This is a genomic window from Micromonospora sp. NPDC003816, from assembly GCF_042874705.1.
GTDB lineage: Bacteria > Actinomycetota > Actinomycetes > Mycobacteriales > Micromonosporaceae > Micromonospora.
In genome coordinates this window covers 460,072-472,229 of sequence record NZ_JBIANP010000002.1, presented here as the reverse complement: position 1 = coordinate 472,229, position 12,158 = coordinate 460,072, and the positions used below count along the sequence as shown (strand labels likewise).

The following is a 12,158-nucleotide window of genomic DNA, read 5'->3' as shown; positions in this document are numbered from 1 at the left end:
CGGGCGGTAGAGGAGCTGGCGCGGGCGCGCGTACCCGGCGCCTGGCTGGTGCCGTTCCAGCCGGAGGCACCCGAGCCGGCCGGGGTGACGATCTGGCTGTCGCTGCGGTTGTCCACCGGCGGACAGTCCCGTGAGCTGCAAGAACAGGTGGCAGAGTATCCCGGCGCCATTCTGCTGGGGAACGATCTGCTCTACGAGTTCGGCGCCGGTCGCGGCGACTGGGCTGGACTGGCCCGCCTGGTGGAGATCGTCCCTCGGCAGGTCGCCGGGGAGTCCGTGATGATCTCCGTGCGGTCCGGGTACGGCATGGACGCGGCCGCCTACCTCCGGCTGGCTCACCTCTATCACACGCAGGCCGACGTGTTGACGATTGCCGGACTGACCCCCTTCACCGACGAGAGCGCCTACGCGGCCAGAGAGTTCGACTCCTTCGAGGAGTTCCTCGGGCACCACCGCGATGGCTCACTCCTCATTCGCGCGAACTGGCGCTCCGGCGACCATGTCGCGTTCGTCCTGGCTCCCGGTCAGGTCTCGCCCGGTGTCCTGCAGGCCCGCGTGCGGATCGCGGTGGAACTCGTCCGGACCGCCCGGCAGCCGTTGTCGCCCCAGTGGTGGAGCCAGCGTTTCACCGGCCCCGGCTTCCAGGACCCGTCGCGGGCGGGCGGCCCACGCCGACTCGGGGACCGGGCACACCGACTGATCGAGCTGCTCCCCGATCCAGCGCTGCGGGTCCGAGCGGCCGGGCTCGTTCTCGGCGGCCCACAGGTCCGCCACCACGCCGAACCACAGGCATCGGGGCTGGGGCGGGTACTCGCCGATCCCACCCTCGCCCACACGTCGTTCGCGGCGCCACCGATGCCGAGCCCGGATCGCGTACGCGAGATCCTCGCCTCCGACCCGTCGACGTCCGGCCTCGACGTCGAAGCTCTGACCGCCCGGCTGAGCAACGCCACCGACGAGCGGGACGAGCGGGTCAGCTGGCAGGAGGCGGTGCTCCGCGCGGCGATCCACGGGAGGGTGGATCTCGCCGGCCTGCTGACCGGGCAGCTCTGGCCGGTTCTGGCCCGCCAGCTGATCACCGGCCGGATGGCGCTACCCGACGAGGTCGTCCGGACGGCGTACCGCTTCGTCGCCCAGACCTCGGACGCGGACTGGACGAGCCTGCTCTCCGAGCGGATGCCGCGGCCACTGTGGAACCTCACGGCGCCGAACCGGGTGGACGAGGAGGCCGCGGACGGGCGGGGCGACTGGCCCGACCTTGGTGTGCCCGGAGCGCGACCGCCCGCGCAGAGTCTGGTGCCATGGTTGCGGGGCCGTGTCTCGGTCGGCGAGGACCCGCTGCCGTACCTCGTCGAGAACGCGTTGGATGGTCTGGCGGGACCCGACACGGGCACCACGTTCGGCCTGCAGCTCGTCATCGAACAGCAGGATTCCGCAGACGCCGCGTCGCACGGTGCGTACGGTGAGATCAGCTATTACATGACCCCGGTGTGGCAGGGCCTCCGGGAGGCCGTACCCGGTGTGGGGCTGATCAGCGAGGTGGTGCACCCAGGGGGGTACCGACTCACGGCACAGGGACTGGTGGACAGCCCTGCGGTGTGGCGGGCCCTCGGTCTGTTGATCGACACGGTGCGGAATCTGACCGCCCGGGCAGAGCTGCCGCTCACCATCGACGTCGAGACCGCCGCCACGCGAAGCGGACTCTTCTCGCCCGAGGCCCTCCACCGGGCCGCCGAGACGTACTCGGAACTCCTGCAGCGGATGTCGTCCGGCCCGGACCGCGCCGCCGTCAGCACGCGGACCGACTCGGAGCGCATGTTCGAGAGCACCGGCGACGGTGTGCGCACCACATCGATGCCGCTGCACCTCGCGTTCGGGCTGGCCGGACTACAGGCCCGGCTGCGGGTCGTGCTCGCACTGGTCCGGGCGGCGGAACGCGGCGGTGCGGGGACCGACGGGGGCGTCCCGTCGCTCGGTGACGGGACCGGGCGGTTCGATCCCGACCTGGTCTGGCTCGACGACTGGCTGCTCGACCTGTCCGGCTGGACGGATCTGCACGCCCTGCTGGACACGCTGGACCTGGACCCGCCGGGAGCCGTGCAGGTCGCGACGCTGTTCCAGCTGACGTCGTGGTATCCGCCCGGCGAGGAACGAGTAGGACTACCGCGTGGGATCCGGTGGATGCCGGATGTGCCGCTGCTCACGCTCGACGAGGAACACCCGGCCGCGTTCCTCGCTGCGGTCGTGGAGAGCAACCCGGAGACCCCCGTCCGGGACATCGTGCGGGAGCGGGCTTCGCACCGACTGCCGCTGCGGTTCCGGCACGGGCTCTACGCTCGGTTCCACGCGTTCGCCGCCGCGCTCCCACCCGACGCGGACCTCGGATCCGCACGCGCCGTGCGGCGCAGGGCAGCCGCGAGAGTGTGGAACGAGCTGGACCGCAGCAACGAGCCGGTGAGCGTGTGGCACGAACGGTTCCAGGCGCAGAACCGGCTATCGGCGTGGACCTCACCCACCTCAGTCCCGGCCGTCCCCGACGCGTACGAGTCGGCCCGCTCGGTCTGGCTGGCCACTCCGGCCCGTCCGGAGGCCGCCACCGCGGAGGACGTCGCGGCGCTCCGGACCGCAGCCGGCTGGTTGGACACCGTGCCGTCCGATTCCGCCGCGCGCCTGCAGCACCACATCGGCACATGGCTGGCACGACAGGACCCGGATCGGTTCTCCGTGTCAATGCCCGAGATGCAGGTGCGGCCGGGCCGGTGGGCGCAGCACGGTCTCCTCGGTGCCGTCATCGACGCCGCCCGGTGGCAGGGTGTCCGCCTGCCGTCCGGTGTCCGCGCACCGGGGCGACTCCGCCGCCACGTGCTGGCGCAGATCGCGCAGCACGACGACCTCGTCCGCGACCTGCTCGGCGCGGGACCGACACAGCTCGCCGAGGAGGTGCCGCCCGGAGCGTTCGTCGATCTGGTGTCGAGCCTCCCGGCGGCGGCCCCGGCGCCCGAACCGACCGCGCATCGACGGAGCATCGTCGAGGAGAACGTCCGGCGCGAGCATCCGGGGATCAGCGATCAGGAGTTCGCGCACCGGGTCCAGGCCGCGCTGGACGGATGGCTACCCGAGAACCGGCGGCAACACCTGCGCGGCCGGTTGCTCCAGACGCAGGAAACGGCAGCTCAGGTGCGCCAGGCCGTGATGGCCAGCGTCGGACCGCGTCCGACGCTGGCCGCCGCGTTGCGGCGTGCCATCGACGGCCGGGCGGGCGATCTGGCGGGTTACCTGGGTTCCTGGGAATCCCGCAGTCCGACGGCGAGCCGGCACCTGGTCGTCCTCCTGGCTCGTGCACTCGACATCGACGTCGTGATCCGCAGCGGTGCGATCGCCGAGAGCACCAATCCGGGCGCGCGTCCGGTCCTGCACCTGGACCGGTCGGCCGGCACGGCGTACCGGCCGTTGTCGCCGGTCGGGACCGAAGCATCGACTCCCTCCGGGACGCCGAACCTGCCGCGGCTCGACGCCGCCGACCCCGAGCTGACCACAGAGGTGCGTGCCCGGGCCCGTGACCAGTACGCGGCGCTCGCCGGTGGCGACCCCGCGCGGTCGCAGGCGTGGACGGCGCTGACGGACCTGCTGACCGACTGGGTCGGCCTTCCTGAACTCGCCGTCGAGGTGGTGCCGGGGTTCGGCTCAGGTGTGAACTACTCACAGTGGGCGGTGCAACTCGGTCCCAGTTCGGTCGACCACGACCTCGGCGCGCTGTTCGCCGAGATTCTGCGCGCCGAGCAGCGGATGCTCGTGGAGCAGGCGTCGTACGCGGGGAGCGCGAACAGCGAGTCGTTCGTCAGCCCCTTCACCGAAGATCGTGTCCGGCGTCTCATGCGACAGACGCTCATTCCCGGCGATCGCCGCTTCGGTCCGGCGGTGCAGATGTGGTCCCCGGAGGACGAAGGGCAGCGAGCTGAGCTGCACGCCGCATTGTCGGCCGCCGATCGCTGGTTGATCGCCGAGAATGCGCTCACCGCCGGGGGCGGTCAGGTCTCGGCACGACTGCGGGGACGCCTGGTGCGTGACCGCAGCCGGGTCGAACGGTTCCACGCCGACGCCCTCGCCATGCTGCACAACCAGCCGATCGAGACGCATGTCCGGGCCCTGCAGGCCCGGCTGAGTGCCGGCGGTTCCGTCCGGGACTGGCGGGTGGGGCCCGACATCCAGGTCGACCCGGACTCGGGCGTCGAGGTGACGTGGTTCGGTGCGGCGGGCGTCCAGCTCCGACCGGCGGGCGGTGCCGTCGCGCCACAGCACCGTCTGGTGCATCCCGAGCGGCCGATCGTGCTGGTGCACGTGACCTCGATAGCCGAGGCCGCACAGATCCTCGGGCGGGTGGCCGCCGGACTACCGGCGAACGCCCTCATCGAGCTGGTCATGCCCCGTCCGGTGGACGTGACCCGGGCGATCACCCTGGCCGGTCTGCTGCACGCCGACCAGGAGCTGGCACTGCGGCCGGACCTGATCACCCGTGGGGCACGGGAAGACCACCTCGTCGGGTACTCGCGGGCACACACTCGGGCGGTCGAGCCGTTCGTCTCCTACTACACCGTGCACACCGAGCCGCAGGCCGAACCGCTGTCGGTGTCGTACCTGAGGCAGCTGCCCCACCTGGGCGGCGGTCGGTTCGCCCTCGTGCCGGGCTGGACGGTGGTTGCCGAACCGCATCGGATCTGGATCCGGCCCGACGACGTCGGCGACACCGTGCCCACCTTCGGCCACGAGTCGGTCGCCATCGGCAGTCCCGGAGCCTCCGTGCCGTGGACGGTCGTCCGGCTCGGAATCTGGTTCACCACGTGGTGGGCCGCGCAGAACGGCATGAACATCGGTGATGGTCTGTGGAAGGTGTACGGGAACGTCGCCTCGCCACCGGCGATCCGCAGGCTCCGTGACGTGATCGCCGCCGACCCGGTGGACGCGATGGTGTGGACTTCCGCCTTCACTGTCGTCGACCTCGACGGGATCGATCATCGCCTCGGCGGCGAGGACGGCTTCCTGCCGTTCCTGCTGCTCGACCAACTGATCGGCGTCGCGGGCGGCGACGGCGACACCGACCCGGACCGGGCCGTCGAACTGCTGACCGAGCTGACGCGTCGGCTCGGCCTGCACGACGGCGGTGAGGGCGACGAACCCGACCGGGTTGCCCGGATCTCTCTGCTGGGCATCGCACTCGGCGTGCACGAGGCGCACGGCATGGCGGGGCTCACGGAGGACCGTCTCAGGGCCGTGGTGGACGAGGAGCGGCTCAGTAACACCGAGACGGACCCGGACGACTCGGACGACGGCTCGATGGACGCCAGCGCGCCCGCGCCGGCCGAGGAACCGGTGTCGGTCGCCGCCCCCGGGGAGGCCCCCGGGGACGACATCGGGTGGCAGCTTGACGCCGACGGCACGTACAAGCATCCCGACAACGAAGCCGACGACCTTCCCGAAGCACTGCGCGAGAACCGGTCGTCGCCGCTCAACGAGGTGGGCTTCCTGGCGGCGCTGCGTCGCCTGGTGATCGCCCGGACTGCGCCGGAGCAGGTGCCGACGGAGAACGAGTGGGTCGACCACCTGCTGCGTCGAGCCACCCGGGACATGGAACTTGCCGATGGTCGGTTCACCCCCAGCCTGACCGAGGTATCGCAGCGTCTGATGTCCCGCGAGCCGGATTTCCGGCTGCAGTTCTTCGTGCGGGAGGCGAACGACGCCCCCGTCAGGGCGCAACCGGTGCAGGGCGACAGCGGTGACGTCTTCTACCTCTACCACGACGTAGACGGAGACTCTTTCGACATCTACTTCCTCGGTGAGGCCGCCCGCCTGATCGAGGACATCGCACGACCCGAGCCGGTGCCCGGCCTCGCGCGTCGGATCCGGCAGGCACGACTCGGCATCCCCGCCACGGTGACGCCGGGCGGACGGTACGCGTCCGACTCCGCCAGCGGCTACGACCCGACTGCGGCGACCGCGACGGCCCGGCAGTGGCGTCGCACCGTCCTCTGGCTGCGGTCGCTCGCCGTGGACGGGACACCACTGGTCGAGCAGGAGGTGATCGAGCAGATCGACCTGCTGCACGGCGAATCGCGGACCGTGATGGAGGCCGGCTGGTCCGTGCTCCGGCGGCGGATCGGCCAGGCATGGCAGTGGGCGACGCGACCCGGTGTCGAGATGCAGACCCCCGGCAACGGCCCGCGAGAGCACGCGGGCCGGCTGGCCGGTGGGCTCCACGCGGACCTGGCCACCTTCCGGGGTGAGCTGGCCGAGGCGGTCGACGCGGCCACGCAGGAGAGCCCGGAGAGCCAATCGGGGGGCCGTCGGGGGTCCGCGTTCAGCGCGGTGGGGTCGGAGCCGTTGTCGGCTGACGTGTCATCGGTCCTGGTGGCGCCGATGCGGGACACCGGCGGTTGGGACCTGCGCCCGGACGGCGGCTACCAGGCGGGGGAGGCCGCCGGACTGCCCACGGGTCTGTGGTTCGACGACTCGGACGCACGCTCCGAGCAGAGCGAGGACGACCTGCTCCGGGTGGGGCGCGAGTTGCTGGCCGCCGGGGCCCGGCCGGCACGGATGCCCACGTTGCGGGAGCTCCGGGATGCCGGGCCACCGGCCGGGTCGACGGCCCCCGAACCGGAGCGGTGGGACGAGCAGCTCTACGCGTGGCTCGGGGCGGCGGCGGCCAGCGGGGGTGGCGTGCCGTTCCGGTTGCAGGCATTCGAGCGGGATGCTTCGGGTCGCATCCTGGCGTACCCGGTGCAGGGCGAGACCGGCGACGTGGTGTTCGCATACCTGCAGGGGGAGAGGCTGTATCGGCTGCGCGGGTGGGCAGTCACCTCGACGGGCGGATATCAGGAGAACACCGCTTCGGAACTCCCGCCCGGACTGTCGGTCGTCAACGTCGGAGCGTCCGAATGGGGCAGCCAGATCCTGTACACGGTGCAGATCCTGTTGACGCAGGCGATGGGTGCGAGCCGCTCACCGGAGCCCGGCGAGATGCTGGTGAAGTTGGCGTCCTACGCGGACCAGATCTGGCCCAGGCAGGTCTTCCGGCTGCTGCGTTGGGCGGTCAAACAGTTCGCGGGTGAGACGCCGTTCCGGTTGCAGGCGTTCGAGGACGCCGAGCGAGGTGTGTACCGGGCGTACCCGATCGAGGGTGACTCCGGGCCGCTCATGTTCGTCTACCGGTCGGCGTTCGGCGAGATCCTCCCGCTGCGCATGCGGGAATGGGCGAGGTCCGGCAACGGTGGCTACGAACCGGTCCCCGGCGTTCGGGCTGTCCGTCTGCCGGACGGCCTGAACGCCGGTGCCAGCACCGGCGCCGACGCTTCCGGGCTGGCTGACGCGGTGGCCCGACTGATGACCGTGCACGGACACCCGGCGACCGGCGAGGGGCTGTGGCGGCACCTCATCGACGGGGATGCCGTACCCGCAGGCACGGGGCCGGCCCCACACGCCGACGCCGCCCTGCTCGGGGTGATGGGGCAGGAGTTCGGCTTCCGGACGCAGGTCTTCGTGACCGACGGCGAGACCGTCACCACCGAACCGGTCCAGGGCGAACTCGGTCCGCTCTTCCACCTGGTGCGTGACTCCCACGACGGCACGTACGCCCCGCTCTGGTCCGGGCCGTCGACCCATCTGCTGCCGGCACCGACGGCGCCGCCGCACGACGACCTCTGGCCGGTGACCGACGACGGTGAGTACCAGCGGGAGGGGACTGCTCCCCGACTGCCGCAGGCGCTGTCGCCGGGCATGGGCGGGTCGTCGTCGCGGGCCGTGCTGCAGGCGATGCGGGAGTTGGTGGTGGCCACCGGTGTCCAGCGGGTGCCAACCTCGGCACGCCTGTTGCAGTTCGCCGGAGCGGTACCCGCCGGACTGGACTGGGACCAGGAGATCTTCGAGTGGCTCCAGCTCACCGTCCGTGGCCTCGGCGGCAGCGAGGCGTTCCGGTTGCAGGCCTTCGACGAGATTCAGCCGGGCCGGATCAGGTCGTACCCGGCGTGGGGCGAGTCCGGCCCGATGCTGTACCTGCTTCGCACCCACGGCGATCGGTACCACGCGCTGTGGGGCGACCGTCCGGAGCAACTCGTCGTCTCGCTCGACGCCCTCGTACGCCAGGGGCGTCCGGTGGCGGCGGCCGAGGTACGGGACCGACTGACCCGCCTGGGCCGCGCAGACCGTGGCCGGTTCACTCGCCGCTGGTCGCAGCTCAGCGACCGGATCGAGCGGGCACGGCGCAGCCTGAGCGCACGCCAGGAACTGGCCTTCGGCGGTGAGAACGAATGGGCCCGTACCGTCGGGCAGGCACTGGCACTGCTCCGGGCGGACCTGAGTCGGTTCGATGGCGAGCTGGAACGGGCGGTGGCCGACGCGGAGCTGACCTCCTGGTTCGGGTTCGGGGCAGACCTGTCCGACTGGCACCGGCAGGTGTGGGAGCTGTTGAGCAGGTTGGCCGGTGTCGACGGCGGCTTCGGGGGCTGGCTGTCGGAGACCGCGCGGGCGATCGGCCTCTACCACCAGCCGAGCACCGCGCAGTGGGGACAGGAGATGTCCCGGCTACGTCCGTGGGGTCGGCGGCCGGACGTTCCGATCTGGGCCCGGCGGCGCCTGTTCCACATCGTCGGTCTCACCGAGGAGCTGTACCCGGGACGACTCGCCGAGGGCAGCCCGACGCAGCGTGCCGCCCTGTTGCAGCGGGTGCGGCGGCTGGTGGACGCGCTCCGCCGGGACCCGCTGTGGCGGCGGACGCCGGGTGTGCAGGATCGGGTGCGTCCGGAGCTCCTGATCGCCCTGCTGCGCGGCTGGCAGAGGTCCTCCGCCGAACGGCCGATCACGAACGACGACCTCCGTGCGCTCGTGGACGTGGTCGACGAACTCAAGCAGCCGGGGCGGTCGGTTCGGCTGCACCAGGTCCTCAACGCCTGGCAGCAACGGCACCGGGCGGCCACGGCGCAGCAGGTGCCCCCCACCGCCGACGAGGCACTCGCCCTGCCCGTCCACCGGATCGCCGACCGGTGGGAGTTGCCGCACCACATGGTCGAGGGTCAGCTCCTCGGTCCGGCCGACGCGACCCTGCTTCCGGCCGAGGCCGCTCAGGTGTTGGAGCTGGTCCGGACGGCGGTCGGGGGCGGCGTACCCGACCACGACCCCGGCATGGTGCGGCTGCGCTACGACCTCGAACACCGGTACCGCGACTTCCTCGTCAACGGCAACCGCTACTTCATGCGTCGCGATGGCATCCCGATCGAGCTGCACGTCGGTGCGAAGCTGGTCAACACCCTGGTCGAGGATACGACGACGGGGCCAAGCTCCCGGCGGCTGGACAGCGCCACCATGTCCGCCCGCAAACAGAAGTACCTCAAGAAGTTCCTTCGTCCGCGTACCGTCCACCTTCCGTTCTCGGCGCTGTTCGGTGCCCTGACGGCTGGTTTCGTCGCCGTGCACGTCGCGATCACCCGTAACGAGCCGGCGAGCACCATGAGCAGGTCGAAGGGGATTCTGCACACCCGGATGCTGCGCAGCGGCACCACCGCCACCGCCTTCCGCGCGGACAGCAGATGGACGGTTACCAGCAGCGCCCCCGGTGCGGAACCCGGCCAGGCGGTACGCGGTGAACCGCACAGCCGACTGATGCCGCAGTCGGTCCTGCTCGACGTGCCGGTCTACCTGACGCGTCCGACGGCGTACGCGAAGGGCAAGGCACGAGCGGTCGAACCGTCGGTGTCCGTGTCCGACTCGAGGAGGTCCGCCTCCGACATCGCCGAATCGGTGATCTCCGAGTCGAGCCACCAGCAGCCGTCCCCACGGTTGCGTCAGGGGTCGTGGGGTACGGAGGCAGCAGGCGAGCAGTCGCCGACAGCTCTTTCCCGCCGCAGCTCGACCGACCTGTCCTCGTCGTCGATCGTTCGGCCGTTCGGCGGCTTGAGCCGGAGCGACCGGCCGGGATGGCGCCTCTTCCAGCGGGTGACGTTCCAGACGAGCAAACGTGAGCCGCAGGCCGTCGACCTGAAACAGCTCCGGCGTACCCCCTCCGGGCGGCTGCTCCCGCCATCGAGCGACAAGCAGCCCGTCGGGAAACCGGTGACCGTCGGTGATGTCCCGCCGACGCTCGACTTCCAGGGCGAACTCCCACGGGCGTTCGTCGTCGACGACGTCGGCGACACGACGGCGTTGACCGAGGCGATGACCTCGACGGTGGCGCAGCCCCTTGTGGTGGGCGGCTCCGCCCGTGCCTCGTTGTTCGAGTTCTCCCAGCGGAGCGACGTCGGCAACAGGATCCACGAGATGGTGGACACCTACCAGTACACCCCGGTCCTGGCCGACGACGAGACCCGCAAAGCCATCGGGGCCGAGCGGGTACGAGCGCACTTCGGCCGCGCCCGACTGCTCTCGGTCACCGAGAAGGCAGACGACGTGGCGATGCGTCACATCTTCGCCAGAGTGATCGAGGTGGCTGCCGAGACCGGGGTCATCGACGGACTGAGCGGCACGGTGGGTGCCGGCCCCGGATCGCGTTACCGGGGGCCCGGCCTGACCGTGTCCGGCGGTCTGCGCTGGTTGTTCGCCAAGTCGTTCCGACAGACCCGCGGCGGTGCCACCGGCAGCGGTGCCGTTGGCCAGAAGTTCGCCGAGACCGTCGGCCCGACGGCCCTGTACGCGGTCGAGGTCACGTTCGACGTCGAACCGATGGGTGACGAGCCGGCCGGTCAAGCGGACGTGATCCTCCTCATCCGCATGCAGGTCGAAGAGGCCCAGCGGCTGGCTGACCCGGGCCGGGTGGTCAGCCCGCAGCGAGTGACCGACCTGACGTACCGCTACCAGGGCGAGTCGACCGCACCGCAGGGCGTGGGACGCCTGCCCAGCAACGGCGACGTGGTCCAACCGCCGAAGTACCTGATGAGGGAGCACCCGACCACGATCGGCAGTTCGGTGGTGGCCGACCTGACCGGTATGCGCGAACTGCACGACCGGCTGCTCGGCGAACTCGAGTCGAGCAAGCCGGATCTGTTCCCCGGCTGGCGGACGGTGAAGCCGTCCGGTCGATCCCTGCGGGACATCGATGTGATCGTGCAGAACTACGTCACCCTGGCCGCCGGCCTGGCGCGGACCTCGTCGATCGGCGGTGGCCTGTCACCGCTGATCGGCAACGGCACGCGGATGAGCTTCCGGCAGTTCGGCGTGGTGCACTCCGACTACTACGAGCTCGTGGTCAAGGGGACGCTGAGCAACCGGCGGCACGTCGGAAGCACGAGCCTGATCAAGCCGGTGGACGTCGCGTTCCTGACCGATCTCGTGAATTTCACCCACTCCCGTGAGCAGGCGTACTCGACCGGCCCCGAGATCGCGGTGGCGGTGAAGTCGTTGCTCACCGATATCGGTGGTCGGTTCGGTGTGGTCGGAAAGGTGAGTTGGCCGCGGGTCCGATCCGGCGGGTTCGGCGCGCCGGTGTTGGCGTACCGGTGGTCGAACCGGGCGACCGGAGTGGAGGTGTTCGACTTCGACCTCGACTTCGACGCGCTCTGGTTGCATCACCAGCGCCCCGCGCGGTGGCGGCGATCGGCGCTCGTGGCGTGGGCCAACGGTGGCTGGCGGATACAGGCCAGTCCGCCGGAGCGGCTGTTGGCCGAGGATGAGCCGGCGCGGGGGACGGTGAGTCTGTGGACGCCGTCGGACATGTCCTGGCGCGTCGAGTCCGGCGTCACGCCGGCCACCGTCCCGACCGCGACACACACCGAACCGCTCGAGATCGCCGCCGCCGACGCCCGACTGGCCGTGGGCGGGGCGCGGCCGGAACTGCTGACCCGCGCCTTCCACGTCGACGCGATGGACGTGCCACCGGGGCTGTTGAGCGAACTCGCCCAACGGGCGTTGGGTGACGTCAGCCATGGTTCGCCGATCATGACCATCTCGGGAACTCCGGTGAACGTGGCGCTGACGGAGTCGTTCGAGGAGTCGGCACAGAAGGGACACTCCAGCACACTCACCGCGCCTGGCGGGTTGCAACTGGGCGGTCTGTTCGGAGACGGCAGCTACGCCGACTGGCACGCCGGAGTGGCGGCGCGGATCACGCCGGTGAACTGGCGACTGGAGCACTACATCGAGTCGCTGGTCGTCGAGGACTACTACCGGGGCACCAGCGGCGC

At 71.0% G+C, this 12,158-nt stretch carries 1 protein-coding gene (running past both ends of the window); it reads left to right on the top strand.

All 12,158 nt of this window come from inside a single coding sequence — locus ACFYTT_RS08165, hypothetical protein (RefSeq protein WP_387258117.1), on the top strand. Of the gene's 51,513 coding nucleotides, 23,439 precede the window and 15,916 follow it; the stretch shown corresponds to coding positions 23,440–35,597, spanning codon 7,814 (complete) through codon 11,866 (partial); the first complete codon in view begins at nucleotide 1. Both codon boundaries (start and stop) fall beyond the window edges.